Annotated in this window: 28 protein-coding genes; 14 read left to right on the plus strand and 14 right to left on the minus strand. The window is 71.5% G+C overall.

Annotation, left to right across the window (positions count from 1 at the left end; all coding sequences use genetic code 11):
- Nucleotides 1-15 precede the first annotated feature (15 nt).
- The gene (locus tag H4N58_RS19815; RefSeq protein WP_167000597.1) at nt 16-528 is read right to left on the minus strand and encodes an NUDIX domain-containing protein; all 513 of its coding nucleotides are present in this window, start codon (nt 526-528) and stop codon (nt 16-18) included.
- A gap of 59 nt (nt 529-587) precedes the next feature.
- Between H4N58_RS19815 and H4N58_RS19820 the strand changes: the two genes are divergently transcribed.
- Nucleotides 588-1178, plus strand: coding sequence for a DUF1707 domain-containing protein (locus tag H4N58_RS19820; protein WP_167249699.1), 591 nt, complete (start codon nt 588-590; stop codon nt 1176-1178).
- On the opposite strand, the gene H4N58_RS19825 is transcribed toward H4N58_RS19820, so the two are convergent.
- Together H4N58_RS19825 and H4N58_RS19830 are read right to left on the minus strand one after the other, a co-directional pair.
- The gene (locus H4N58_RS19825) at nt 1163-2392 is read right to left on the minus strand and encodes a putative protein N(5)-glutamine methyltransferase (protein ID WP_167249697.1); all 1230 of its coding nucleotides are present in this window, start codon (nt 2390-2392) and stop codon (nt 1163-1165) included. The genes H4N58_RS19820 and H4N58_RS19825 overlap by 16 nt on opposite strands.
- 20 nt (nt 2393-2412) lie before the next feature.
- Complete coding sequence (locus H4N58_RS19830) at nt 2413-3087, minus strand: alpha/beta hydrolase (protein WP_167249695.1); 675 nt, start codon at nt 3085-3087, stop codon at nt 2413-2415.
- 58 nt (nt 3088-3145) lie between these two features.
- Between H4N58_RS19830 and H4N58_RS19835 the strand changes: the two genes are divergently transcribed.
- On the plus strand, nt 3146-3676 hold the full coding sequence (locus H4N58_RS19835; RefSeq protein WP_167000602.1) for a GNAT family N-acetyltransferase: 531 nt from the start codon (nt 3146-3148) through the stop codon (nt 3674-3676).
- A gap of 2 nt (nt 3677-3678) precedes the next feature.
- On the opposite strand, the gene H4N58_RS19840 is transcribed toward H4N58_RS19835, so the two are convergent.
- Nucleotides 3679-4302, minus strand: a complete 624-nt coding sequence (locus H4N58_RS19840; RefSeq protein ID WP_243842826.1) for a LysE family transporter — start codon at nt 4300-4302, stop codon at nt 3679-3681.
- Nucleotides 4303-4474: 172 nt separating this feature from the next.
- Here H4N58_RS19840 and H4N58_RS19845 point away from each other — a divergent pair, with 172 nt between their 5' ends.
- The gene (locus H4N58_RS19845) at nt 4475-5569 is read left to right on the plus strand and encodes an acyl-CoA desaturase (RefSeq protein ID WP_167249693.1); all 1095 of its coding nucleotides are present in this window, start codon (nt 4475-4477) and stop codon (nt 5567-5569) included.
- Here H4N58_RS19845 and H4N58_RS19850 read toward each other — a convergent pair.
- A complete protein-coding gene (locus H4N58_RS19850; protein ID WP_167249691.1) occupies nt 5564-6325 on the minus strand; it encodes a VOC family protein in 762 nt (253 codons plus the stop codon). The two genes, H4N58_RS19845 and H4N58_RS19850, sit on opposite strands and share 6 nt — an antisense overlap.
- Here H4N58_RS19850 and H4N58_RS19855 point away from each other — a divergent pair.
- On the plus strand, nt 6324-6872 hold the full coding sequence (locus H4N58_RS19855; RefSeq protein WP_208322206.1) for a pyridoxamine 5'-phosphate oxidase family protein: 549 nt from the start codon (nt 6324-6326) through the stop codon (nt 6870-6872). The two genes, H4N58_RS19850 and H4N58_RS19855, sit on opposite strands and share 2 nt — an antisense overlap.
- On the opposite strand, the gene H4N58_RS19860 is transcribed toward H4N58_RS19855, so the two are convergent.
- Nucleotides 6869-7336 carry a helix-turn-helix domain-containing protein gene (locus tag H4N58_RS19860; protein WP_243845054.1) on the minus strand — a complete coding sequence of 156 codons (468 nt, stop codon included), beginning with the start codon at nt 7334-7336 and terminating at the stop codon, nt 6869-6871. The genes H4N58_RS19855 and H4N58_RS19860 overlap by 4 nt on opposite strands.
- Before the next feature lie 102 nt (nt 7337-7438).
- Between H4N58_RS19860 and H4N58_RS19865 the strand changes: the two genes are divergently transcribed.
- On the plus strand, nt 7439-8644 hold the full coding sequence (locus H4N58_RS19865) for a thiolase family protein (RefSeq protein ID WP_167249689.1): 1206 nt from the start codon (nt 7439-7441) through the stop codon (nt 8642-8644).
- 12 nt (nt 8645-8656) lie between these two features.
- Here H4N58_RS19865 and H4N58_RS19870 read toward each other — a convergent pair whose 3' ends face one another.
- On the minus strand, nt 8657-9532 hold the full coding sequence (locus H4N58_RS19870; protein ID WP_167249687.1) for an NAD(P)-dependent oxidoreductase: 876 nt from the start codon (nt 9530-9532) through the stop codon (nt 8657-8659).
- A gap of 47 nt (nt 9533-9579) precedes the next feature.
- Here H4N58_RS19870 and H4N58_RS19875 point away from each other — a divergent pair, with 47 nt between their 5' ends.
- Nucleotides 9580-9987, plus strand: coding sequence for a MerR family transcriptional regulator (locus H4N58_RS19875; RefSeq protein ID WP_167249685.1), 408 nt, complete (start codon nt 9580-9582; stop codon nt 9985-9987).
- A 13-nt stretch (nt 9988-10000) separates the two neighbouring features.
- Here H4N58_RS19875 and H4N58_RS19880 read toward each other — a convergent pair whose 3' ends face one another.
- Entirely contained in the window at nt 10001-12733 is a 2733-nt protein-coding gene (locus H4N58_RS19880; RefSeq protein ID WP_167249683.1) for a LuxR C-terminal-related transcriptional regulator, read from the minus strand.
- Between the two features lie 136 nt (nt 12734-12869).
- On the opposite strand from H4N58_RS19880, the gene H4N58_RS19885 reads away from it, so the two are divergent.
- Both H4N58_RS19885 and H4N58_RS19890 read left to right on the plus strand, forming a co-directional pair.
- A complete protein-coding gene (locus tag H4N58_RS19885; protein ID WP_167249681.1) occupies nt 12870-13259 on the plus strand; it encodes a cupin domain-containing protein in 390 nt (129 codons plus the stop codon).
- Complete coding sequence (locus tag H4N58_RS19890) at nt 13256-13936, plus strand: sigma-70 family RNA polymerase sigma factor (protein ID WP_208322856.1); 681 nt, start codon at nt 13256-13258, stop codon at nt 13934-13936. Before H4N58_RS19885 ends, H4N58_RS19890 begins: the two co-directional genes overlap by 4 nt.
- Here the strand turns inward: H4N58_RS19890 and H4N58_RS19895 are convergent.
- Nucleotides 13917-14492, minus strand: coding sequence for a dihydrofolate reductase family protein (locus H4N58_RS19895; RefSeq protein WP_167000615.1), 576 nt, complete (start codon nt 14490-14492; stop codon nt 13917-13919). The two genes, H4N58_RS19890 and H4N58_RS19895, sit on opposite strands and share 20 nt — an antisense overlap.
- Before the next feature lie 78 nt (nt 14493-14570).
- On the opposite strand from H4N58_RS19895, the gene H4N58_RS19900 reads away from it, so the two are divergent.
- Nucleotides 14571-15149 carry a TetR/AcrR family transcriptional regulator gene (locus H4N58_RS19900; protein ID WP_167000617.1) on the plus strand — a complete coding sequence of 193 codons (579 nt, stop codon included), beginning with the start codon at nt 14571-14573 and terminating at the stop codon, nt 15147-15149.
- Between the two features lie 3 nt (nt 15150-15152).
- On the opposite strand, the gene H4N58_RS19905 is transcribed toward H4N58_RS19900, so the two are convergent.
- Nucleotides 15153-16052: a CAP domain-containing protein gene (locus tag H4N58_RS19905; RefSeq protein ID WP_167249679.1), complete on the minus strand. Its 900-nt coding sequence runs from the start codon at nt 16050-16052 to the stop codon at nt 15153-15155.
- 28 nt (nt 16053-16080) lie between these two features.
- Here H4N58_RS19905 and H4N58_RS19910 point away from each other — a divergent pair, with 28 nt between their 5' ends.
- Nucleotides 16081-16827, plus strand: coding sequence for a metallophosphoesterase (locus H4N58_RS19910; RefSeq protein ID WP_167249677.1), 747 nt, complete (start codon nt 16081-16083; stop codon nt 16825-16827).
- A 7-nt stretch (nt 16828-16834) separates the two neighbouring features.
- On the opposite strand, the gene H4N58_RS19915 is transcribed toward H4N58_RS19910, so the two are convergent.
- Nucleotides 16835-17440 (minus strand): pentapeptide repeat-containing protein, encoded by a 606-nt coding sequence (locus tag H4N58_RS19915; RefSeq protein WP_167000623.1) that lies wholly within the window; start codon nt 17438-17440, stop codon nt 16835-16837.
- Between the two features lie 114 nt (nt 17441-17554).
- On the opposite strand from H4N58_RS19915, the gene H4N58_RS19920 reads away from it, so the two are divergent.
- On the plus strand, nt 17555-18646 hold the full coding sequence (locus tag H4N58_RS19920) for an ATP-binding protein (protein ID WP_167249675.1): 1092 nt from the start codon (nt 17555-17557) through the stop codon (nt 18644-18646).
- Between the two features lie 31 nt (nt 18647-18677).
- On the opposite strand, the gene H4N58_RS19925 is transcribed toward H4N58_RS19920, so the two are convergent.
- On the minus strand, nt 18678-20015 hold the full coding sequence (locus tag H4N58_RS19925; protein ID WP_167249673.1) for an HNH endonuclease signature motif containing protein: 1338 nt from the start codon (nt 20013-20015) through the stop codon (nt 18678-18680).
- Nucleotides 20016-20105: 90 nt separating this feature from the next.
- Complete coding sequence (locus tag H4N58_RS19930; protein WP_243842828.1) at nt 20106-21023, minus strand: M15 family metallopeptidase; 918 nt, start codon at nt 21021-21023, stop codon at nt 20106-20108.
- A gap of 86 nt (nt 21024-21109) precedes the next feature.
- Between H4N58_RS19930 and H4N58_RS19935 the strand changes: the two genes are divergently transcribed.
- From H4N58_RS19935 to H4N58_RS19945, 3 genes are all read left to right on the plus strand, one after another.
- Nucleotides 21110-21709: a helix-turn-helix transcriptional regulator gene (locus H4N58_RS19935; RefSeq protein WP_167249671.1), complete on the plus strand. Its 600-nt coding sequence runs from the start codon at nt 21110-21112 to the stop codon at nt 21707-21709.
- 67 nt (nt 21710-21776) lie between these two features.
- A complete protein-coding gene (locus H4N58_RS19940; RefSeq protein WP_167249667.1) occupies nt 21777-23075 on the plus strand; it encodes an MFS transporter in 1299 nt (432 codons plus the stop codon).
- Between the two features lie 48 nt (nt 23076-23123).
- Complete coding sequence (locus H4N58_RS19945) at nt 23124-23606, plus strand: hypothetical protein (RefSeq protein WP_167249665.1); 483 nt, start codon at nt 23124-23126, stop codon at nt 23604-23606.
- A 15-nt stretch (nt 23607-23621) separates the two neighbouring features.
- Here H4N58_RS19945 and H4N58_RS19950 read toward each other — a convergent pair whose 3' ends face one another.
- Entirely contained in the window at nt 23622-25742 is a 2121-nt protein-coding gene (locus H4N58_RS19950) for a M1 family metallopeptidase (RefSeq protein WP_167000634.1), read from the minus strand.
- Between the last annotated feature and the right edge of the window lie 19 nt (nt 25743-25761).

Genomic DNA, 25761 nt, shown 5'->3' on the forward strand with positions numbered 1-25761 from the left:
GGCAGGGGCGTGGCGTCATCCGTTCTGAGCGCGGCCGAACCACGGGCCGCGGGCAGGCGCGAGCATGAAGTCGAGCGTGCGGTCGAGGCGGACCGCGGACGTCGCCGCGAACACGTCGGGGATCTCGTCGACCGCGAACCATGCGACCTCGAGCGACTCGTCGTCCGCGGCGTGGGCGCGCTGTGCCGACTCGGCGTCGACCGGACGGCACACGAAGCACAGGTCGAGGTACTGAGACTCGTCGCCGTTCGGATAGCGCAGCCTCTCCGTGACCGTCACCGCCGCGAGCGCCTCGACCACGACGTCGACGCCCGTCTCCTCCCGCACCTCGCGCACGATCCCGACGGCCGGCTCCTCACCCGGGTCGAGAATGCCGCTGAGCAGTGCCCACTCGCCGGAGTCGGCACGTCGACCCAGCAGGATCTGGCCGCCGTCGTCGTCGAGCACCACCGCCGTCACGCCCGGGAGCCAGAGCAGGTCGGTCCCGATGCGGGTACGGAGCGCGGCGACGTACGGAGGGATCGGCACGCCTCGAGCGTACGAGGTCCGTGCCGGGAGGTGGAGGACCCGCGGGTACGGTGTCGCCCATGGACCCCTTCGACCCGCGCGACCTGCGGGCCAGCGATCCTGACCGCGAACGCATCGCCGACATCCTGCGCGACGCGGCCAGCGAGGGCCGGCTCGAGCCGGACGAGCTCGGGGAGCGCCTCGACCAGACGTACCAGGCGAAGACGTTCCGAGACCTCGAGGCACTCGTGGCCGACCTGCCGGCCGACACGCCGTTGCCGTCACCGGCCGCCACGGCGGGGCCGGCTCAGGTGCAGGGCGAGCTCACGCTCACGGCGATGCTCAGCGACGTCAAGCGTTCGGGGTCATGGACGGTCCCGCCGCGGATCACCGTCTCGCCAGCGATGGGCAACGTCAAGCTCGACTTCCGTGAGGCCCGCTGCCCGCACCGCGTCGTCGAGATCGAGGTCAAGGGCGGCACCGGCAACCTCGTCCTGATCCCGCCGCCGGGATGGGCCGTCGATGTCGACGACCTGCGCAGCGGGTGGGGGACGATCAAGAACAAGCGCGGCGGCGATCCCGCGCCCGACGGCGTCCTGATCAGAGTCACCGGCGGCATCGGGATGGGGACCCTGATCGCACGCAACGCCTACTTCTACGAGAAGGGCTGATCGACGACGACGCGGAACCGCTCCAGCACCACCAGCGTCTCGTCGTCGACCCGGAAGTCGGGGTCACCCAGGAACGCCCGCATGTCGGATCCGTTCCAGAAGCCCTCGTGGCTTGCGCGCCACTGAGCGAGCGTCTCGTCGCCCTCCCCCTCGTCGAGCGCGTGGCGCAGGTCCACCTCGCCGAGCGGCACGATGCGCAGGTCGGTGGTCTCGACGACGCACAGCGTCTCACCGGCAGAGTCGATGACCCGCCAGCGCTCACCGACCGCGGGCATCCCCTCCGGCTCACCGGCCGGCTCCGCACCCACCTCTGCGAAGAGCTCGACCACCAACGACGTCGTGGTCGTCTTCGCACCGGACAGCACGAGCCCTGCCAACCGGTCACGCAGCGGACCGGGGAACGCGAACTCCAACGGCGGCAACGCTTCGACGGGCAGATCCTGGCGTACGGGGACCCCGGCCACCACCGCCGTACCGATCTCGTCGTCGTGGTCGGCCACGTGCGCGTGCAGCCCGTGGCGGGCCAGCGCCAGCGCCGTCCACGGGACCTGAGACGTGCTCGTCTCGATGAGGGCGTGGCCACCCGGTGCGAGCCACTCCGGGGCCTCGGCGGCGAGCCGCCGGTGCACGTCGACACCATCGACTCCACCGTCGAGCGCGACGAGCGGCTCGTGGTCGCGCGCCTCGGGCGGCATCCACGCGATCGCCTCGGTCGGGACGTACGGGGCGTTGACCGCGATCACGTCGATGCTGCCGCGCAGATCGTCGGGGAGCGCGTCGTACAGGTCGCCCTCGAAGACATCCTCGGGCCGGAGGTTGCGGCGCGCGTACGCGACCGCAGCCGGCTCGATGTCGGCGGCCACGACCCGGACGTCCGGGCGCAGCTGCGCAACGACCGCGCCGACGGCACCGGAGCCGCAGCACAGGTCGAGCACCCTCCCGCCCTCGGCCGTCAGCGCGGCGGCACGGCGGGCGAGGGCCTCCGTCCGCACCCGCGGGACGAACACGCCGGGGCCGACGAGGATGCGCAGCCCGCCGAACTCCGCCCAGCCGACGACGTGCTCGAGCGGCTCACCCGCGAGGCGACGCTCCGTCCACTCCTCGAGCTCGACCGGGCTGGACGCCGAGGCGGTGAGGATGCGCGCCTCGTCCTCGGCGAACACCGAGCCGACAGCACGCAGACGCGCGACGAGGTCGTCGCCAACCGAGTTCATCCACCGATCCTCCCAGCAGCTCAGACGAGGACGCGAGCGGCACCGTCGAGGACGTCACGCACCGCAGGCTCGGTGGGCGCGCGGTCGAGCATCGTCGCAGCGACGAAGTCGGCGGCGAGGGACTCGAACCGACCTCGACGGCGGAGCATCCCGTGGGTCCCACCCTCCACCAGCACGAGGCCCGCCTGGGCGGACCGCCGCAACGCGTCGACGACCCGTTCTGCGCGGCCGAGGTCGGAGACGTGGTCCTCGGTCCCGTGGACGACCATGAGATGACGCCCCCGAGGATCGACCTTCGTTCCGTCGTCGGCGTAGACCCATGGGGCAAGAGCGACGACCGAGTGGACCGACGGTTCGCCAGCCGAGAGCAGCGCCGCGCGCCCTCCCAACGAGTGCCCGACGAGCCCGACAGGAACGCCCTCGTGGCGGTCCCGGACCTCCCCGAGCCCCCACCGCACGTCGTCGAGCGGGCTCTGACCCTCGTCCCATCCACGGTGGGAGTTCAGGAGGCGGTAGACCGCGAGGGTTCCGTGGCCGACCCGCGCGAGCCGCCAGGCCACGGGGACCATCCGCACCACCGACGGCTGGAAGCGGCTGACGATCGCGCCGTCCTCGCGGCTGCCGCCGCCGTGGAGCACCAGCACGGCTCCGGTCGCAGAGCGCGGGACACGGACCGGAAGGAGGCGCGCGGGCATGTCACCGACGGTAGTGCGTACGCCGCGACGTGCGCCGTTCAGCGAGTACGGTCACCGCATGCCGTTCGACATCCGTGATGCGACCAGCGCCGACGCCCCCGCATGCGCCGCGATCTACGCTCCGTACGTCCGCGACACGGCGATCACCTTCGAGACCGAGCCGCCGACCGTCACCGGGATGGCCTCACGCATCGCGGCCGCGCAACAACGCCACGCGTGGCTGGTGCTGTGCGAGGGCGGCGAGGTGACCGGCTACGCGTACGGCACGGAGTTCAAGTCCCGTGCGGCGTACGCGTGGTCGTGCGAGGTGAGCGTCTACCTCGCCCAGGGTCACCAGCCGCGCTCGGGCGCCGGACGCGCGCTTTACGAGGCGCTGCTGCCACGGCTCGCCGGCCGCGGGTTCCGCACGCTGCTCGCCGGGATCACGCTGCCGAACGCCGCGAGCCTCGGGCTGCACTCCGCGCTCGGGTTCCAGCCGGTCGGCACGCTGCGCAAGATCGGCTTGAAGCACAACGCGTGGCACGACGTCGCCTGGATGCAGCGGTCGGTCGGCGACGACTCAGGCGTTCCGGTGGGCGCAGAGGTCTAGCCTCATGCCCCGAGCCCGGTCTTGACGGCGAGAGCGATGACGACGGCGCCGCCGAGGAGCGCCGTCGCCCGCTGCCCGGTCGGCCCGGTGAGGATCCGGCCGAGCGACGCGCCTGCCCCGGCGACGAACAGCTGCCAGCTCACGGACGCAAGGAAGGCACCTGCGACGAACGCGGCCCGCTCGGGCAGGGTGTCGAACGAGCCGAACGACGACCCGGCGACGAGCGCGGCGAAGTAGACGACGGTCGCCGGGTTGATGATCGTGAGTCCGAGGACGACCACGTACGCACGGCGGGCCGTCGTCAACGACGTGTCCGCTGCCGCTGTGCGCGCGGGGGCGGACCGCAGTGCGGGAAGGGCGAGCGCCACACCGACGCCGGCGAGCACGACCACCGAGATCCAGGTCAGCGGCGTCTGCACGGCCACGATCACCGGCGCCATGACCGCGCCGATTGTCAGGGCGACCGTCGCGTACAGGCCGTCGGCCGTCGCGACGCCCAGACCTCCCGCCGCGGCGACCCGCCAACCGTGCCGAGCGCCGAGCATCACCAGGTAGGTCGTGATGGCGCCGACCGGGATCGCGATCGCGTACCCGGCGGCAGCACCTGCGACGAAGGACCCGAACACCCATGCATGATCGCCCGCAGCCGCCGGTCTCATCAAACCGATATCGCGAGGCGGGGTGGTGCTAGGCCCACCCACCTCGGGGCGTCAGCACCCTCGTCTCGGACGCATGCCGTTTCTAACGTCGAGGAAAGGGCACATGTGGTGCTCACCGACCTCACGGAACGAGCCTCCCATGAGCATGAGCAGCATCCAGACTGCCCTGGCCCCGACCACCACCTCCGACCGCTACACCGGACGATTCTCCGAGCTCCTCGCCGAGGTGCGCGCGCGCGGACTGCTGAGGCGACGGCGAGGCTGGTACGGCCTCCAGATCGCGCTCGCGGTCGGCGCGTTCGTCGGCCTGTGGGTGGCGTTCTTCGCCGTCGGCACCTCGTGGTGGCAGCTCGCCGTCGCAGCCGCGATGGGGGTGGTGCTCACCCAGTTCGGGTTCTTGGGACACGACGCCGCGCACCGGCAGATCTTTGCGTCGGCGTCGGCCAACGCATGGGCGGCGCGCCTCCTCTCGGGCCCCTTCGCCGGTCTCAGCTACGGCTGGTGGCGCGCGAAGCACAACAAGCACCACAAGGGACCGAACCAAGAAGAGGTCGATCCTGACATCGCTCCCGGCGCCCTCGCGTTCACGCCGGCGATCGTGCAGCAGCGACGCAGCGCGTTCGGGCGATGGTTCGCCGACCACCAGGGCTGGCTCTTCTTCCCGTTGCTCACGCTCGAGGGGCTCAATCTTCACTACGCGAGCGTCCGTTCGACCATGGATCGCACGTCGCGGCAGCCGTGGCGACGGCTCGAGCTCACGCTGATCGCCACACGCCTCGTCGGGTACGTCGCCGTACTGCTGATCGTCCTCCCGCTCGGGATGGCCGCCGCGTTCTTCGCGGTGCAGATGGCGGTCTTCGGGGTGTCGCTCGGGATGTCCTTCGCACCGAACCACAAGGGCATGCCGATCGTGCCGCGCGACATGCGTCTCGACTTCCTGCGCCGCCAGGTGCTCGTGTCGCGCAACGTGCGCGGTGGGCCGGTGACCGACGTGATGATGGGCGGCCTGAACTATCAGATCGAGCACCACCTGTTCCCGAGCATGGCGCGACCGCACCTCAAGAAGGCGCAGCCGATCGTCCGTGCGTACTGCGAGCGGAACGGCATCCCGTACACGGAGGCCGGGCTGCTGGAGTCGTACGGGATCGTCGTCGACTACCTCAACCACGTCGGTCTGCGCGCCCGTGACCCGTTCGACTGCCCGCTCGCCGCGCAGCTGCGCGCACCGTCATGAGCTGACCGGTTTGCCCGGGCTGCGCCGCGTGACGCAGTAGACCCGCCCGTACGGGTCACGCAGCGTGACCCACCAGCTCGAGCGCCACAGCTCCTCGGCACCGAGCGCGAGGTGGCGCTCGACCTCGGCATCGACAGCGCCACCGGCGCCGAGGTCGAGGTGGGCCGTGACGGGGCGGCCGGGCGGGGTGTCGTCGAGGCGTTGGAGGAGGATCCCGAGCGGCATCGCGGCGGGCCGCGGCAGCCGCATGAACTCCGGGCTGTCCACGTCGCGCAACGTCCAGCCGGTGAGCGCCGCCCAGAACGCGCACTCGACGTCGTACGCGTCCGCCGGGATGTCGAGCGCCACCTGGTCGACGGCGCTCGTGTGGCCGGCGGGCCACCTCGGCGGGGGCGGGACGACGTGCTGATCCTCGTTCGGGACGAGGCAGAACGGCATCCCACCCGGGGATGCAAGGACCACGTACGAGTCCGGCTCGGCCACGACCGTCGCGCCGAGAGACACCGCCTCGGGCGTCGCGGCACCTGGGTCGTCGACGTGCAGGTCGAGGTGGAGACGCGCCTCGCCGTCGCCGACCACCTGGAACCGGAGCGCGGCGTCCCCCTCGGGCGGCAGCAGCGTACGGAACTCGTCGTGCTCGCCCCGAGGCACCGAGGCGTGGGTGCCGCTCACCGCCTCCCAGTACGCCAGCGCGCCGGGAGCGGTGGCAGCGGGCTGGTCGAGGTAGGCCGTGATCCAGCGCAAGGTGACGGACATGCGTGCCATTGTGCCGACCGGCGCCGACGGCGTCGCGCGAGTAGTCTCGGCGGCGATGGTCACGTGGGCCGCATTCCAGGACGAGGCGCCGCGCATCGCCGAGGTCTTCACCCGGCGGCACGCGGCGACCGGCAACCTGTGCATGCTCGCGACGCTGCGCTCCGACGGCTTCCCGCGGATCAGCCCGATGGAACCGACGCTCTTCGAGGACCACCTGGTGCTCGTCGGCATGCCCGGGACGACGAAGTTCCGTGACCTCGCCCGCGACCCTCGGTTCTGCCTCCATACCGCCACCACGGACCCCATGCTCGGAGAGGGCGACGCCAAGCTCTGGGGCCGTGTCACGAACCTCCAGGCCCCCGACCTCCACGCCCGCTTCGCCGCCGACCTGTTCGAGAAGACGGGGATGGACCTGCGGGGGCAGGTGTTCGACCCGTTCTACGTCGCCGACCTCACGGGTGCGTCGTCAGCAGCGGCCGGCGACGACCGGCTGGAGATCACCATCTGGAAGCCCAGCGAGGGCGAGCGGGTCGAGTACAAGACCTAGCGTCGCGGCAGCCGCAGCTCCACGTCGTCGAGACCGACCTCGTGACCGTCGGCGCACCGCACCTCGACGTCGACGGGCGCGCCGCAGTCGTGGTGGGCCAGCTCGAGGATGGTCTCGCTCGGCAGGTGCTTGCGCCCCCACTGGAACAGCGCCCACACGACGGGGACCAAGTCACGTCCGGCGTCGGTGAGGACGTACTCCTTGCGCGTGCGCTGCCCCTCCTCGCGGTAGTCGCGCTGCTCGAGCAGCCCCGCCTCGACGAGTGCCGACAGCCGGGTCGCCGTCGTCGCGCGCGTCATGCCGACGCGCTCGGCGAAGTCGTCGAACCGCGTCGTGCCGTAGTAAGCCTCGCGCATCACGAGCATCGCCGTGCGGGTCCCGACGACCTCGACGGCCTTCTCGATCGCGCAGTGGCCGACGGCACTCCACGCATCGCGGTCACTGAGCACTCCCTTGAGGATCACCTGGCCATCGTCGCACCGGATCTAGGTCTGTTCAACTGAACCCAGCGGTGCTAGCGTGCAACTGAGTTCACAAAACTAGACTCAGACGCCTGGAGGCCTCGCATGTCCGCACCGCTCCGCTCCGCCGTCATCGTCGACGCCGTCCGTACGCCGGTCGCCAAGGGCAAACCGACCGGGGCGTACGCCTCGGTCCACCCCGTCGACCTTCACGCCCACGTCCTGCGCACGCTCGTCGAGCGCACCGGACTCGATCCGGCTGCCGTCGACGACGTCATCACCGGCACCGTCGGCCAGGTCGGCGAGCAGAGCGGCAATACCGCCCGCTGGGCCGTGCTCGCTGCCGGGTTCCCCGAGTCCGTCCCCGCCGTGACCGTCGACCGCCAGTGCGGCAGCAGCCAGCAGGCTCTGCACTTCGCCGCGCAGGGCGTGATGAGCGGCGCGTACGACATCGCCATCGCGTCGGGCGTGGAGTCGATGAGCCACATCCCGATCGGCAGCCAGACTCTGGGACGCGACTTCGTCGGGACCGAAGTCGCCGACCGGTACCCGTCCGGGCTGATCCCGCAGGGCATCAGCGCGGAGCTGATCGCGCAGAAGTGGGGGCTGAGCCGCACTCAGCTCGACGCCTTCTCGGCCGAGAGCCACCACCGTGCCGCGCAGGCCCACGACCACGGGCTGTTCGCCGCCGAGCTCGCTCCCGTGAAGGTGACCCGCGAGGACGGGTCGGTGCACGAGGTCTTCGACGACGAGACCGTCCGCCCGGGGACGTCCGTCGAGACGCTGGCGGGCCTGCGTCTGGCGTTCAAGGACGACTACTGGGCGCAGCGCTTTCCCGACCTCGACTTCTTGGTCACCGCCGGAAACTCCTCACCGGTCAACGATGGCGCTGCCGCGCTCCTGGTCACGAGCGAGGAGGCGGCCGCTCGGCTAGGGCTGACGCCACGGGCTCGCCTGCACGCGTTCGCGGTCACGGGCGACGACCCGGTCATGATGCTCACCGGCATCATCCCGGCGACCGCGAAGGTGCTGGCGCGCGCCGGACTCTCGATCGGCGACATCGACGCGTTCGAGGTGAACGAGGCGTTCGCGAGCGTCGTCCTCGCCTGGCTCGCCGAGACCGGCGCCGATCCAGCAAAGGTCAACGTCAACGGCGGCGCGCTCTCGATCGGGCACCCGCTCGGCGCCAGCGGTGCCCGCCTCACGACGACGCTGCTGTCGGTGCTCGAGCAGCGCGGTGGCCGATACGGCATGCAGGTCATGTGCGAGGCGGGCGGGCTCGCGAACGCCACGGTGTTCGAGCGCCTCTGACCGTGGCGACCGCTACGGCTTGCCGAACTCCTCGATGAGCACGGGATACTGCTCCGCACCGTGCCCTGCGGCGATCGCACGCTCGGCCATCGCCTGGATCAGCCTCGGAAGCTCGGCGTTCACGCCCAGCGCCTCGCTCTCCCCGACGAGGTGCGCCATCGCCCGCGCATCGGTCTCCAGCGCCGAGACCTCGGCAGGGAAGGAGCTGTGGTCGATCTGCTCGGCATAGCCCGGCAACCACTGCGCGACCTCGACGGCGATCTGCTGGGCGAAGGGGGCGAACGTCGCGGCGTCGACCCCGGCCGTCTTGAGCATGGCCGTCCCGTGGAGCCAGGCGTTCAGGATGCTCCACATCATGGCGAGGCCGGCGCCGTCGTACAAGGCGGCGAGGCCTGGGTCCGCGCCGAGGTGCGTCGTGGTTCCGAGCACGTCGAGCGTCGATCTGTGTGCTTCGAAGTCGGACGGCGACCCGCTGAGCAGGATCACCGCGTCGGCGGACCCGATCGCCGGAGGGACGGCCATGAGGGCGCCGTCCAGGTAGCGTGCGCCGCGCTGCTCTGCCCATCGAGCGACCTTCCGAGCCTGGGCGGAGTCGCCGGAGGTGAAGTTGACCAGCGTCGTACCGTCCAGCCCTCCGTCATCCTGACCGAGCAGCTCACGGACCGCTTCGTCGTCGGTGACGCACAGGATGGTCAGGGCATTCGCTCCGAGGGCGTCGCCCACGGTGGGCGCCGACCGTGCACCCCGCGCCACCAGCCCTTCGGCCTTGGACGCCGTACGGTTCCACACGGTGACGGGATGCCCGGCCTCCAGGAAGGCGCTGGCGAGCGCCTGGCCCATCAGCCCCAGGCCGATCACTGTCACGGACTTCTCGGTGTCTGCGTTCATGGAAGAATCGTCAACCTTGATATCGGTGTGAAGGTCAAGGAGCGTCGATGCTGATCGGTGAGCTGAGCCGGCGGACGGGCGTCAACGCCCACCAGCTGCGCTACTACGAGGCACAGGGCCTCCTCGAGGCCGAGCGCGGGTCCAACGGATATCGGGCGTACGACGAGGGCGCCGTGCTGCGGGTGACGCAGATCCGACACCTGCTCGGTGCGGGCCTCTCGTCCGACGACATCGCCTACCTGCTGCCGTGCGCGACCGGTGAGGCGCCGGACCTCACCGGGTGTCCGGAGCTGCTGACCGCGATGCGCACACGCCTCGAACGGCTTGATGCCCAGATGAGCAAGATCGCTCACTCTCGCGAGGCGCTCGCCGACTACATCGACGCGGCTGAGAGGTCGGGCCACGAACGCCCTCCGGCGTGGGACTGCGACGACGACGTGCTCGCGTCGGCCTGACCCACCCGCAACCTCAGGACATCCGTCCTCGCTCAGCCTGTGCGGCGAGCACTCGTGTCGCCTCGCGTTCATACGCGGCGCCCATCGCGTCCCACGCTCGGACCGCCGCGTCGAGCGTCGCCTCATCGCCGTCGCGTCGACCACGGACCCGGAGCACGCCGGCGGCGACCCACCGGTGGTGCGGGGCGTACCGCTCCGCGCGCTCCAGCAGCCGGTCACTGTCCGGACTGTCCAGGACGACGGCCAGCTCGGCTGCCATCACGGCGGCATAGCCGTCGAACCTGCCAGGCACGAACGACGCGGACACCTCAGCAAGCGCACGCTCCAGGTGGTCACCCTCTGCGAGCGCGACGCGCGCCCGTACGAAGGCCGCCCACGGCGCGAGGTTCGGCGACTGGTCGAGCCGTGTCGGAGCGGCGACCTGCCGCGCCCGCTCCCACCACAGGTCGTACGCGTCCGGGTCGCCGCGCAGCCCTGCCGCGAGCACGGCACCGAGGAGCGGGCCCGCGAGCGACGCGTTCTGGTAGCGCCGTGTCTCGACGACGTTCGCCCACACGTCGACAGCCATGAGCTCGGCGCCGTCGAAGTCTCCGGCGAGTGCTAGCGGAGCGATCGCACTGCCCTTCGCCCAGCACGGGTGCGGCTCGAGCGTCGGGTTCTCGGTGCCCCGACGGGTGGCGGCGAGCGCCACCTCGAGCCCTCCGGTCGCGACCGCGTACGCCGTCACGGAGCGCAGCGCGTCGACCACCTCGATCGCACCTCGGGGGTCACGTTCCGCCGACGCCGCCGTGACCAGCTCGAGGCGCTCGGAAGAGAGCCGGAGCGACTCGTCGGGACGACCGGACAACGCCGCCGCGGTGGACGACGCGTCGAGCGCGGCGCTGAGGACCAGGACGTCTCCGTCGGCGCGCGCGGTGGCGACTGCCTCGGCCGCCGCCGCGGGCACGACGTGCTGGTGGTCGGCCCCCGAGGTCCACGCACGCGCGGTGGCCAAGGACGCGCGCGCCACCTCCGTGTCTCCCGAGAGGGCCTCGGCCTCTGCCAGCAGGGACTCCAACCTCGCAGGGTCGGGGTCCGTAGCGAAGCCGCCCCCACGGAACCGCTCCGCGACAGTGACAGCCGACGCCAGGGCGACTGCTGCAACCTCCGGATCCTCGCCCCGGGCGGCGTCGGCCGCGTCCAGCAGGAGCCGGTAGGCCTCCCTCGCGTCGGAGACGAGGTGGACGCAGGCAGCGGCATCGGTCAGGTCGGCCGCCGCCTCACGGCCCCGCGCCGCAAGGCCGGCGGCCGTGCGGAAGTGTCGTCCTGCCTCGGCGACGAACCCGCGGGCGTAGGCGAGCGTGGCCACGTCGCGTGCGAGACCGTGCGCTCTGGGATCGCCGTGTCCCATCCCCGGCACGCAGGAGCGCAGGTCGTCCATGACGGCGTCGACATCCGTCGCCCACGCAGCGAGGGTCGCTGCGGCGTACGGGCGTCGCTCGACGAGGTCCCGAGCGCGCGCACGGGCCCACACGGCGTAGCGGTCACGGGTCTCCCCCACGCTCTTCGACGACGCAAGGCGCTCACGGGCCAGCTCGCGGACGCCGACGGGCAGAGACCAGCGGTCGGTGCCGTCCGCACCGGGCGTACGGCGTACGAGGCTCTTGTCAGCGAGGCGCCCGAGCAGGTCGGCGGCACCGGCGCGCCCCTCGTCCGGCAGGAGCGCGGCGGCCGCGTCCAGGTCGAACGCGCCCGCGAACACCGCCACGGTGTGCAGCGCCGCGCGCTCGTCGTCGGCGAGCGCGGCGTGGCTCCACTCGACCACCGCGCGCAGCGACCGGTGCCGACGGTCGGCGGGGCGACCCAGGGTGAGCAGCCGGAGGACGTCGTCGAGTCCCGCCTCGACCCCGGCCAGCCCCAACGAGGCGACGCGCGCCGCCGCCAGCTCGATCGCCAGCGGTGATCCGTCGAGGCGCCGGCACAGCTCGCCGGCAGCAACCTCCCGCAGCGTCACGGCGGGGTCCACGGCCGACGCGCGCTCGACGAACAGGGCCGCGGCCTCGTCGTCAGGGAGGGGTGCGAGGAGGAAGACGGCCTCCCCCGGGACCCCGAGCCGTTCACGACTGGTGACGAGGACGTGCAGATCAGGGACGGCGTCGGCGAGGTGGGCGACCAGCCTCGCCACGTCGTCCGGCACGTGCTCGGCGTTGTCGAGGACCAGCAGCGTCCGCCCTCTCAGGCCGGCGGCGAGCGCGTCGGCCAGGCTGACCTGCGGGCGTTGGGAGACACCCAGGACCGCAGCGACCGTCGCGTCGACGGCTCCTTCGGCGGCCGGCACCAGGTCGACGAACGCACCGCCCGACGCGAACCACGCCCGCGAACGGTCCGCCACGGCCACGGCGACCCGCGTCTTGCCGGCACCTCCGGGTCCGAGGAGGGTCGTGATCCGGCTCTCCGCAACGAGCCGGGTGACGGCGTCGACCTCGGCCGTACGCCCGACCAGGGACGTCCGTGGACGCGGCAGTCCGACCAGCTCGCCGGCGGCAGCGCGCGCCTGCGTTCCCGACGAGGCCCCGGCGGCCCACGCAGCGAGCTCGCGACGATCACGCGCTCCGAGCTTGCGCAGCAGCGACGAGACGTGGCTCTCGACGGTGCGGACGGACAGGTGCAGCCGACGTGCGATCTCGGCGTTGGTCAGGTGCTCGGCCACGGCGCCCAGGACGTCCCGCTCCCGCGGGGAGACGGCGTCGCCGCGCAGATCTGGCACCCGCTCAGTATGCCGTCCACAGAGGGAAGACCCGTGCCGATTCCGTGGCGGCTCCGTGCTCGGCACGGATCCGGAGAGCCGGTCTCCCGGCCGACGATCGAGTCACCAGAACAACGGACGTACGAAGGAGCACCCCATGCTGATCGTCGCAAAGGAAGCCGACCTGCGACTCCCCGGAAGCCGTACGACGCGGTTCGAGGGCGAGGCGTACGGGTCAGGCATCTCGTTCTTCCACGTCGACAACGCGCCCGGGACGGGGCCCGACGCCCACGTCCACCCGTACTCCGAGACGTGGGTCGTCCTCGCAGGCGTCGCGCACATCCGCACCGCCGACGGAGAGACGCACGGCGAGGCCGGTGACGTCGTCGTCGTCGGCCCGCACACCCCGCACGCGTTCCGCGCGGTCGGACCTCAGACCCTGCGCATGCTGTGCATCCACGCCTCACCGCAGATCGACCAGGAGTTCCTCAGCACCGAGCGCGCCACCGCGCTCGCCGTCGTGTTCGACACGGAGCCGGCACGGTGAGCGCGGCGGTGATGATCACGCCCGTCGCGCCGGTGGCGACGGCCGACCTGGAGCGCTATCGGTCCGACCTGTTGGGCTACTGCGCGTGGCGGCTCGGATCAGTGTCCGACGCCGACGATGCGGTCCAAGAGACGATGATCCGGGCCTGGCGCGGTCGAAGGACGTTCCAGGGACGTGCGTCGGTGCGGTCGTGGCTCTACCGCATCGCGACGAACGTGTGCCATGACTCCCTGGGGTCCCGTGCGCGCCTCCCGCGACCAGCGGACCTCGGCACGACGGAGGGGGCGGCGTTCACCATCGTCGACGTCCTCCCCGCGCCCGACCCGGCCGAGGTCGCGGCGGAGCACCAGGCCGTACGGGACGCGTTCACCACCGCCGTCCGTCACCTCCCACCGCGCCAGAGGGCGGTGCTCGTGCTTCGCGACGTGCTGCGCTGGCGGGCGGCGGAGGTGGCGGCGCTCCTCGCCACCACGGTCGCGTCGGTCAACAGCGCGTTGCAGCGAGCCCGACGGACACTGCGGGAGGTCGACGTCGACACGCCGCCCGCCCCGTACGCTCTGCTCGATCCAAGGGACGCGGTGCTGCTCGAGCAGTACGTCGCGGCTTTCGCGACGTACGACGTCGACACCCTCGTCGACCTGCTGCGCGCCGACGCGCTCACGCCCGCGCGTAGGTGAGGACGGCGCAGCCGTTGTCGAACGTGCTCACCTCCTCGAGCGCGAGCTGCGTCGGGCGGAAGTCCGTCGTGAACGCCGAGATGCCGGCGCCGGCGACGACCGGGTACTTCTTCACGACCAGCCGGTCGATCTCGTCCAGCAGCGCGCCCGCGAGCGCGCCGCCACCGGCCAGATAGATCCCGTACGGCGACTCCTCCGCCTTGAGCTCGCGCACGCGCGCCACGGGGTCTGCGGCCGTCACCTCCACCTTCGGATCCGGCGACTCGGTGAGCGTCCGGCTGAAGACGACCGTACGAAGGTGCGCGTACGGGTCGGTGATGCCGAGCTCCAGCGCCGGGTCGTACGTCCGGCGCCCCATGACGACCGTGTCGAACAGGCGGTTCGGCGCGTCGTCAGCGCCGATGGCCTGGCGGATGTGGGTGGGGAGCACCTCGGGATAGGTGGCGTTCATGTGCTGGGTGTGGTCCTCCGAGACCGGATAGAAGTCGACCTGGTCGTCGGGTCCGGCGATGAATCCGTCGAGGGTCAGGGCGATGTAGTAGGTCAGTTCTCGCATGCCGCCGACTCAACCACGACAGATGAAGTACGTCAAGCGTAGTTGTTATCTGCGTGCGAACACGGGAGGATGCTCCCCATGGTCAGCAACCCCGGACGCCGTACGGCCCTGCTCGACGCCGGCATCGAGGTGATCGCCCGCCTCGGCGCCCGCGGCCTCACCTTCCGCGCCGTCGACGAGGAGGCCGGAGTCCCCACGGGGACCACGTCGAACTACTTCGCCAACCGCGACGCGCTGCTGCGCGACCTCAGCGACTACGTGTTCGTCCGGCTCGCGCCCGACCCCGAGGAGGCCGCCGCGCGCCTGGCCGAGCCGCCGTCACGCGAGCTCGAGGTCGTGCTCATGCAGGACATCGTCGAGCGGGCGCGCGCCGACCGCGCGGGCTACCTCGCGATGTTCGAGCTCCGGCTCGAGGCGGCCCGTCGGCCGGAGCTGCAGGAGGCGTTCACCGCGCGCTACCGCGCCAACCTCGACGAGATCACTGCCGCCCACGTCGAGGGAGGCTTCCCTGGAGGCGCGACGACGGCGCTCCTCCTCTACCTCGCGATGAGCGGACTGCTCCTCGAGCACCTGACCTTGCCCGGAGTCATCGGCGTCGACGACACCGCGCTCCAGGCCCTCGTGCGCGATCTCGTCCTCACGGTGGTGCCGGAGTAGGACTCAGCCGCGGTGACGCGCATCCCTGGCAACGGCGTGCCGGCGCCAGGCGACCAGCGCGGCGATCGCCGCCAGCAGCGCGGCAAGACCCACCACCGTGAGGACCACGGGATCGATCGCCCTTCCGGCGGGGGCGTCGGCCACGACCTCGCGTGTCGGGTCCTGCCCCGGACCGGACGACGGCGTGCCAGGCGCCGCCGCCTGTGAGGCCGTCACACTGGGGGTCGGGCTCGGGGTGGGCGTCGGTGTCGGCGTCGTCTTCGTCGCGGTCGGTGACGGGGTCCGGGTGGGCGTCGCCTTGGGCGGACGCGGCGCGCTCGCCGGCTTCCGCGTGGTCGCCGTCGCCGTGGGTTTTGGACGAGACGTCGCGGTCGTTGTCGCCGACGGAGTCGGCGGAGCCGGACGCGCCCCCGACCCGTCCGGATAGTTCGCGAACACCTGGACGCCCCATGTCGTGCCACCCGACTCGATGAACGCCACCCCGATGTCGGTGTAGTCGCCGAGGATGTTGGCACGGTGACCGGACGAGTTCATCCAACCGGAGTGCATCTGGGCGGCGGTGCGATAGCCCTGCGCGACGTTCTCACCGACTCGGCGCCACCCGCTGGGGATCTCGTCAGCGACGTCGGGGTTGTGCGACAGGCTCCCGTTGGACGCCATCTGGTGCGCCCACCCGCGGGCCACGGCGTCGAGCGCGGCGTTGCGGGCGAGCGGGCTCGCGCCCTGCGCGGCGCGGGCGTCGTTGGCGAGGCTGGCGATCGTGTCGGCCGGTGCGGCCGAAGCGGACGGCGCCGCCGCGAAGAGCATCGCGGTCGCCGCCACGAGCACGCCGACGAGAGCAAGGACGGCGCTCTTCGGGGTCGCGGCGGTCGGGCGGCGGGGGCGTCCGTACGGTGCGATCACCCGGCGAGACTAGCGGTACGGTCACGAGATGGTCACGTCCGTCGCGGTGCTCTCCGACGTCCACGGTGTCCTCCCCGTGCTCGACGCAGTGCTGGCCGAGCCCGAGGTGGCGACGGCGGACCGGATCGTCGTCACGGGAGACCACGCGGCAGGACCGATGCCGGTCGACGTCCTCGACCGGCTCACGTCGCTCGGTGAGCGCTGCATCCTCGTACGAGGCAACGCCGATCGCGAGCTGGTGGAGGTCGCACGCGGCGGCACCTCGTCGCACCCCGAGTCGCAGTGGGCAGGTCGTCAGCTGCGCCCGGACCAGGTGGAGCTGCTGGACGCGATGCCGCACCCCGTCACGCTCGACGTCGCGGGATTCGGCCCCGTCGTCTTCTGCCACGGGACGCCGCGCGACGACGACGAGGTGGTGCTCGTCGACACGCGGATGGCGCGCTGGGCGGAGGTCTTCGCCGACCTTCCCGACGAGGTACGCACAGTCGTGTGCGGGCACACCCACATGCCCTTCGTCCGGCTCGTGGACCGGCGCCTCGTCGTCAACCCGGGAAGCATCGGCATGCCGTACGGGCGCGTCGGCGGCGCATGGGCGCTGATGCGTGACGGGCAGGTCGCCCTGCGTCACACCGCCGTTGATGTCGACGCGGTGGTTGCGGAGATCGTGCGGCTCTCGACCTACCCGGAGCGGGCCGCGTGGGCCGACGAGTATGTCCGCTCGCGCAACGGCGATGCCGAGGCGATCGCCGCCTTCGGCCCGCGCGACGGTCGCTGACCGGAGCTCAGTCCTCGACGGTGATCCCGAGCGAGTCGGCGAGCAGCGGCGCGAGGAGCGAGAGCTGCAGCGGGGTGATGGTGACGCCGCGCAACGAGGAGACTCCGACGATCTCGCGCAGCTCGGCACCGCGCAGGTCGACGTGGGTGGACTTCGTGTGCTGCACGTCGAGCCGCGCGATCGTGCACCCGGCAAAGCTCACCCGCACGGCGGTCGCCTGCACCAGGTCGAGCTCGTCGATGACGCAGTCGGTGAAGACGACGTCGCGCAGCTGCGCCCCTCGAAGGTTGACGAACGACAGTTTGCAGCCGCTCACCCGTACGGACTCCCAGACGCCGTCGTAGAGGTCGGCCGACCCGATCCTTCCGCCCTCGATCCGTACGTCGCGCAGCGTCGCACGCGGTGCGCGTAGCACCGCGACGTTGACGCGCTCGAGCAGCGACTCCCGCACCTGGGCGCCCGAGAGGTTGGCGGAGTCGAGCGTGAGGCCAACGAAGGCGAGCCCGTCGAGGTTGGCCGAGGCGACGAGGTCGTCGACGCTGCCCTCGACGAGAGCATCCACGGCGAGCGTGTCGAGCTGAGGCGCTCGCGTCGTCGGTCGCTTCGGTCCCATGCGTGCTCCCTTCGGGCGGGCACCCCGCCGGTCGAGTCGCCACCGTACGACGGCCCACCGACAAGGGCTCACATCTCCCGGGCGGACGACCTTCTCCGCCACTACGGTCGGCGCATGGACAACCAGCTGCCAATCGGCTCCCTCGTCGACTCCGTGGCCGGCGCCCCTGCAACACTCGACCCGATGCGGTTCAACCGGCACACGTTCTGGTGTGGACAGAGCGGCTCAGGCAAGACGTACGCACTCGGGGTCGTCCTCGAACAGCTCCTCCTGCAGACCCAGCTCCCGCTGCTCGTGATGGACCCGAACGCCGACTTCGTGCGTCTCGGTGAGGTGCGCGACGACGTGGACGGCGACGTGGCGCAGAGGCTCACGGCGGTCCGCCCGAGGGTGTTCCGCCCGAGCGCGAACGGGGACGAGCGGCTCTGCGTGAAGTTCGTCGACCTGAGCCTGCGCTCTCGCGCTGCGATCCTCCGGCTCGACCCGCTGAAGGACGCCGAGGAGTACAACGTTCTCCTTCATCTCGAGTCGCAGTTCGGGCCGACGACGTTCGACCGTACGACCTTCCTGCGTCGACTCAGGGACTCGACGGACCCCGGCCTTCGCAAGCTCCTCATGCGTCTGGAGAACCTCGGTGTCCTCGATTGGGACGTGTGGGCGTGGGGAGGCGGATCGACTCAGGCCGTGATCGACGAGCGCCCGCGTGCGGCCGTGCTCGATCTCGGGGGCTTCAAGACGCCCGACGAGTCGAAGGTCGCCTCGCTCGCGATCCTCGACCACCTGTGGGCGACCCGCGAGAGCCGGCGACCGTTGCTCATCGTGATCGACGAGGCCCACAACCTCTGCCCGGCCGACCCTCTGCTCCCCGTCGAGGTCGCACTGACCGAGCGCATCGTCCAGATCGCGGCCGAGGGACGCAAGTATGGCCTGTGGTTGCTGCTGTCCACCCAACGTCCTTCAAAGATCCATCCGAACGCGCTCTCGCAGTGCGACAACCTCGCCCTCATGAAGATGACCTCCCCGCGTGACCTCGAAGAGCTCGGCCAGTACTTCGGCTACGCCCCGCACGAGCTGCTGACGCGCTCGGGCACGTTCGTCCAAGGGCAGGCGCTGTTCGCCGGCGGGTTCACGACGACAGCAGCCATCGTCCAGATGGCGCAACGCCTCACCCACGAGGGCGGCTCTGACGTTCGCGTGCCCCTGTGAGTGAGTGTGGTGGTGCTCCGCTCCGGCCTCGTCACGTCCGAGGGTCGAGGAGGTGGCGACGGCGCGTGCCGTCTTGTCGTGTCAGCGGTGCCGTGCGCGCCAGCGGGTGCTCGAACGGGTGCAGGTAGGCGCTGATGCGGGTGTGCTGGACCCGGTCGTGGTCCTCGATCGCCCGCCCGGCCGCGCCGGCGCCGCGACGGAACACGAACCCGCGCCGCCCGTCGGGCTCGACGTGCAACCTGCCGGAGTGGACCGCGTGGTGGCAACGTCCGCACAACCCGACGAGCTCGTCCAGATCAGTACGGCCGCCGCGTGACCACCACGTGGCGTGGTGGATCTCAGCGATCCGGTGCCGACACCCCGGCGCCGCGCAGATCCCCTCCTGACGGGCGATCACCGCGGTGCGCTGCCGGGTCGTCGCCAACCGCTGGGTGCGCCCGACGTTGAGGACGTCAGCCTGAGGCGTCGGCCCGCCCGTCACTCCGTCGACCAGGATCGGGGTCACGTCGGCGCCACAGGCCAGCTGCGCGAACAGCTGAGGCCCGATCGACCCGAACCCGACCAACCGTGGCGGCTCCCCACCCTGCCCGGCAAGCCACGTCGCATCAGCCATCAGGTGCAGCTGCGGGCGCACACCGCGGTCCGACGGCATCCCGTGCGCCAACGTCGCGTCGATCAGCTCACCGAACGCGTCGAGGCGTCGCTGCGCCGGAGTACGCACGTCGTCGGCGCCCCGCGGCGCCGACGCGGCACCCAGCCACGTCGCGAGCTTGGCGCCGTTGACCAGGTCGAAGAACCCCGCCACGTGGAACCCGTCGCCGCAGCGCGTCACCGACAGGTCGCGCCGCTCCATGCCGCGCTTGTAGGCCTCGTCCAACCGCTCGGGACGGGCCAGCTCGTCGATCCGCCGGATCGCCATGCGCACGTCCGCGGCACCCGCAACCCGCGCCAGCGGCAGGAGGATCTGCGCACTCGCCTCACGCATCTTCTCGATACCGAGAGTGGCGAGGCCCGCGGAGAACTCGTACGCGTGGTCCAGACGCACCTCGCCCCCGCGCACAGCCTCGCCAAGCTCGGGGATCAGCCGCATCGAACGACCCGCCGTGCGCCGCCGCTTGATCTCCGCATCACCCATCCGCAGCTCGCGCCGCGCCCACCCCAACGCCGACGAGGCCCCCTCCTCAGCACCTCCACCGGTCTCGTCCAGCTGGTCCAACGCGGCGGCCTTCAGCCCCTCCAGCCGGTCGATGCCCGCCTGCAACGCCCGCAGCAGCGCGCGGGTCTGCGTGCCGTCGGCCAGTGCCAACGGCTGCACGCACAACGCGTCGACCGCCTCGCTGAGCGCCTGCACTGCATCGGACTCGAACACACCTAAGACGCTAGGGGCTCCCGCCGACAGCGGCGTGGACCCATGACGCAGCGGTGGACGAGCCACGCCTGGGGATGAGCGTGGCGCGGATCAACGCCCGCTCTCGCTGAAGTGCTGGTAGTCCTTCAGCATGCGCCACTCGCCGCCCCAGCCCCACCCGATCGCGTCGAAGGCGCCGACGACGGGGCCGCCGGCGATGATCATCCCCGGCCGGACGTCCTTGCGATCGAGATAGGCGGACGCGAGCTCGGGCAGCACGACGTCACCCTTCACGTACGGGTTCTGGAACGGGTTGATGTCGATCGCCAGCCCGTACGCGTGCTCCGAGAAGGTGGTGGCCCCACGCGTGGGCCGGCACGCGAACGCGCCCGTGTTGTTGCCGTCGCCGGTCGGCGGCGCGTCCATCTCGGCGGCGCGGGTGATGCGCATCTCCTCGATCGGGAAGCGTGCCTCGTACATGCGCCGGAAGGCCTCCACCACGTCCTTGGCGACGCGGCCGTTCACGAGCAGCTCGCCGGTGTGGCGAGCGTCGTCGAAGCCCCAGAACGCCACTCTCACCCAGGCCAGGTCTCGCCGTCCGACCGGACAGCCGCGCTTCCAGGTCGACCGGGCGATGACACGCGCAGGGGCGGGATCCGTGATCTGGCTCGCGAAGCCGTCGCCCGGCAGCTGCGGCAGGGAGTCAGGCAGGGTGAACCGCCGGTTGCGCAGCTCGGGCGGCGTCGGCTGCACCTCGCCGAAGCCGGCCTCCGTACGAGGCAGCTCTCGGGTGCCGAGCCACGCGGGCGGCACGGTTCCAGGCTCAGGACTGGCGGCCGTCGCACTGGGCGTCGTCGTGGCCGGGGCCGACGGGCTCACCTCCGAGGTCGTCCCGCTGGTCTGCGGCGCCGGCGTCGCCTCACCCGGACTGTCGTCGCCTCCGCCGCCGCAGCCGCCGAGCAGGACCATCGCCAGCGCCACCGCGCCGATGCCACGGCGCCCGCGCTGCATGCCGGTACGAACCCCCATTCGTCGAGTCTAGGCAACCCAGATCCACAAAAAACATTGCACAAGACCTCTTGCACAAGCACCCTTGCGTATATAGCGTGACGATCATGAGCGACGACCGCGAGCACGGACCCGACGACGCCGCCTACCGCCGTACGATCACCGACGCCAAGGCGCTGTCAGCACTCGCCAACCCCTTCCGTGCGCGGATGCTCGATGCCCTCAGCGTGGACGGCCCGTCGACGGCCTCCGCGCTGGCGCAGCGCACCGGACAGGCGGTCGGCAGCGCGAGCCACCACCTCAAGGTCCTCCACGAGGCGGGACTCGTGGAGGAGGCGCCCGAGCTGGCTCGGGACCGCCGAGAGCGCTGGTGGCGCAAGGTGTCGCCCTCGCTTCGGTGGTCACGCAACGAGTTCGCGACGGACACCGCCGCCGTCGACGCCGCCAAGGTCGCGGAGTCCATGGAGCTCGACCGCCAGTCCGAGGCAGCCCGCACCTGGCTCGCCAACTCCGAGACGTCCGGCGACTGGGACGGTGCTGCCTTCGTCGCCCAGACGTGGCTGCGACTGACACCTGCCGAGCTGCGTGAGCTCGGCGAGGAGATGGTCGACCTCCTGACGCGCTGGCACCGGAGGGAGGTGCCGGACGACGGGGCCGAGCGCGAGCCCATCCTCGTCTTCTCCCGAGGGTTCCCCCACCAGCCCTAGCCAGCCCCACCTTCCGCCGCGCACACCTCCTCGCGAGGTGATGTCGGCCTGCCCTGAGGAGCTCACGTTGACGCCATCCGACGACAGCCGCACACACGGGTCGGGATTCGGCTATCTCTGGCTCGGCCAGGGCGCGAGCCTCGTCGGAAACGCGACGAGCTCGTTCCTGATCCCGGTGCTCGCCGTCGTCCACCTGCAGGCCGGGCCGTTGTGGATGGGCCTCCTCACCGCGGCAGCGTGGCTTCCGTGGGTCGTCGTCGGGCTGGTGGCCGGTGCTCTCGTGGACGGCCACCCCCCGCGCGCGGTCATCGTCGTCGCCAACCTCGTCGCCGCCGCGGCGCTCCTCACCGTCCCTCTCGCGGGCTGGGCGGGCCACCTGACGCTCGGCCATCTCCTCGTGGTCGCACTGACGACCGGCAGCGCGAGCGTGTTCTCACGCGCGGCCGGCATCAAGATCGTGCCGCTGGTGGTGCCGCCGGAGCGACTCGAGCGGGCCAACGCCCGCCTGCTCGGCACCGAGTCGCTGGCCCAGGTCGCCGGGCCGGGCATCGGCGGCCTCCTCGTCACGGTCGTCTCCGCCGCGACCGGTCTGCTCGTGGACGTCGCCGGGTTCTTGGTGTCCGTGGCGTGCATGCGAGGCGTACGGCCCCGCCAGGCTGCGCGCAGCGCGACGGCCGCGCCCGTGCGGCTGCGTACCCAGATCGCCGAGGGGATCACGGTCGTCAGGAGCGATCGCTACCTCGCGCCGTTCGTGCTCATCGGCAGCGTGTCCAACTTCGGACTCACAGGCCTCACCACGCTGCTCGTCATCTACCTGGTGAACGTCCTCGAGATCGACGCCTCGTACACCGGGCTCGTCATGATGCTCGGCAGCATCGGTGGTGTCCTCGGCGCACTCGTGGCCGTCCCGCTCGCCCACCGGCTCGGCACCGGTCGCGCGTCGACCGGCCTCCTCCTGCTGAGCGGACCCGCCGCGCTCCTCATCACACTCCCGACGTCGAGCCGCCACGTCTGGATCACCGTCACCGGGCTCGTCCTTGTCGGGGCCACCGTCGTGTCCGGCAACGTCATCCGCGGAGCGTGGCGGCAGCGCTACATCCCGGCCCGGCTGATCGGACGCGTCGTCACCACGAGCCAGGTGGTCATCTACGGCGCGATGCCACTGGCAGGCGTGACCGCAGGCCTCCTCGCGCATGAAGTCGGCACGCGGCCGACCATGCTCGCGATGGCCGGGGTGCACGCGCTCGCGTGCGTCGCGATCGTGCTCACCCCGATCGGTCGGCTCGCCGAGCTGCCGCCGCCGATGCGGGAGCCCGGGACACCCGGGACAGATGCACGGCCCCCTACTTTCGTCGCAGGCCGCTAGCCCGATGGCGGATGTCGCGACCGCGCCTGCCTCCGTACGGTCGGGTGCGTGAGCGTCGATGCCCCCACGACCACCCTCGGCTACACCCGCAACGACAAGATCGGCACCGCTGTCGTCTTCGGCGGCGCCGGGCTGGCGATCTTCCTCCTCGCCCCGCTGCTCGCGGCGTGGCTCGCCGACGTGCCGCTCGTCCCGTTCAGGGGTCCGCTCGAGTGGGTCGGCTCGTTCGACCAGCCGTGGGCGTGGGTGGCACGCCCGACGGTCGGCCTGGTCGTCGGTCTCGTGCTTGCTGCCGTCGTCGTGGCCGACGCCTACCGGCTCGACGTGAGCGATGAGCAGATCGTGGTCCAGCACGGCGACGACCGACGCACGATCGCGCACGCCCAGGTCGCCGCCGTCTACACCGACCGCAAGAAGGTGGTCATCGACGGCACCGACGGCCGGCGTCTCTTCGAGCAGGACGTCGAGGCCGGACGCGGCCAGGTGGCCGAGGCGTTCACGCGCCACGGCTACCCGTGGGAAGGGCTCTGAGCTGCGCCGCCGCGCTCAGTGGCGGTGCAACCGGCTCGACCCGACCAGCGGCGGCAGGTCGACGGGCGCGCGCCGCGCCAGGGCGGCCGGCACGTCGGGCCGTTGCGCCGTGAAGAGCCACGCGTCGAACAGCGCGTCGAGCTGCTGCCCCGACACCCGCTCGGCGTACGCGACGAACTGCGGGATCGTCACGTTGCCTCCCTTGTTCCGTGCCGCCCACCCCTGCAGGATCGCGAAGAAGTCGTCGTCGCCCACCGTGACCCGCAGCTGGTGCAGCGTCATCGCGCCGCGGTCGTACACGGCACCGGCGAACAGGTCGTCCGGCCCGGGGTCACCGATCACGATGTCCCAGAACGAGTCGTCGGCCGGGTGCGAGCCGTACGTCGCGTCGAAGATCTCCTGCGCGGTCGCGACACCCTGGCTCTCCCACCACAGCCACTCCGCATACGAGGCGAAGCCCTCGTTGAGCCAGATGTCGCTCCACCTGTACAGCGCGAGGCTGTCGCCGTACCACTGGTGCGCGAGCTCGTGCACAATCACGCCCTCGGCGGTCTCGTCGGAGCCGCTGAACCACTCCTGCGCATAGATCGGGCGCGTCTGGTTCTCGAGCGCGAACCCGAGCCCCGGGTGAGCGTCGACGAGACCGCCCGATGCCGAGAAGGGGTACGGGCCGAAGCTCGCCTGCAGGAAGTCGAGGACCTGCGGGTGCTTCGCGAAGTTCGCCTCCGCCTTCTCGCCCAGTGTCGGCGGCCCGTCGGCGGGCGTGCCCGCGATCCAGTCGTTCGGGTTCGGCTCGCTCCCTGCCGGTGCACCGGTGACCGCCCAGCCGTCGAAGGTGTCGCCGTCGTCCTCGAACGACGTGCTCCCGACACCGGTGGGCGTCGTGACGTCGTCGACGAACACGCCCATCCCCTGGAAGACGTCGTCGCTCGCGTAGGTGATCGCGACCTCGACCGACCCGCCGGCCCACGCCCCTAGGTCGACGCGCCACTGCTCGTAGCCGTCCGAGCTGCCGGTCGCCGCGTTCCACGTCCCGGTCGTGCCCGTCGGCGCGCACGTGTCGTCGGGCTGCACGCTCTGGTAGTGCCCGAGGAACGGGTGCAGGCTCAGCCAGAACGGGCAGGCGTCGCCGACGCTCGTGCTCGTCGCCCCACCGAGATCCGCCAGCGTCGTCCAGTCGTCCTGCCCCGGCGTCCGAGCCTCGACGAACACGAAGTCCCAGTCGGTCTCCGTGTCGCGGTCCACCCAGAAGCCCAGCTCTCCACCGCCGGCGGGCACCTCGACCGTGCGGCTCAAGCGCTTGTACGAGGCAGCCTCGCCGGCGACCTGCGAGATGGCGTACTGGTCGCCCGTGCGCGTCGGCGCCGGCTCGTACAGCTGCGGGTCGATCGCCTCGACCATCCGGATGCCGTCGTACCGGTAGTCCTTGAGCGCGAACTCACCCATCGTCGCCGTCGTGAGGTACGAGGCCATCGGCTCGCGCGCCTCCCACGCCCACGTGGTCCAGCCCTTGTGCGTACGGTGGCCGCGCGGGACGCCGTTCGCGACAGCCTCGAGGCCCTGCGGCACGGTGACGCGGAACGAGTACGAGGCCTTGTCGCTCGGGTGGTCGTTGACCGGATACCAGGTGGCGGCGACGTGCGGCTGACCGACGATGAGCGCGCCGTCGTTCGTGTGGATGAAGCCCGACCCGTCCTCCAGGGTGGCGGGCACGCCCCCGTAGGTGACCTCGGTCGTGAAGGTGCTGCGTTTGCGCAGTCCGCGCGACGGGATCACGGTGAGCTCGCCGTCGACGTGCCTCCAGCCGGCGCGCCTGCCGTTCACCTTCACCGCGCTCACGGTCAGACCATCGAGGTCGAGGTTGAACCGCGACAGGTTCTGCGTGGCCCGTGCACGGATGCGCGCGGTGCCGGTGAGGCGGTCGGTAGCGGGGTCGTAGCGGACGTCCAGCCCGTAGTGCTGCGCGTCGTACCCGCCGTTGCCGTCGGTCGGGAAGTACGGGTCACCGATGCCGACAGCGCCCGGCGTGAAGTGAGGGCGCGGACCCGGGCGGGCCTGCGCCGGTGCCGCGAGCAGGGCGGCGCCGAGAGCCAGGCCGGAGAGCGTGGAGACGAGGACGAGCGCATGACGACGCATGGGGAACCTCCAGAGGATC

This window comes from Mumia sp. ZJ1417 (assembly GCF_014127285.1).
In the GTDB taxonomy this organism is placed as follows: domain Bacteria; phylum Actinomycetota; class Actinomycetes; order Propionibacteriales; family Nocardioidaceae; genus Mumia.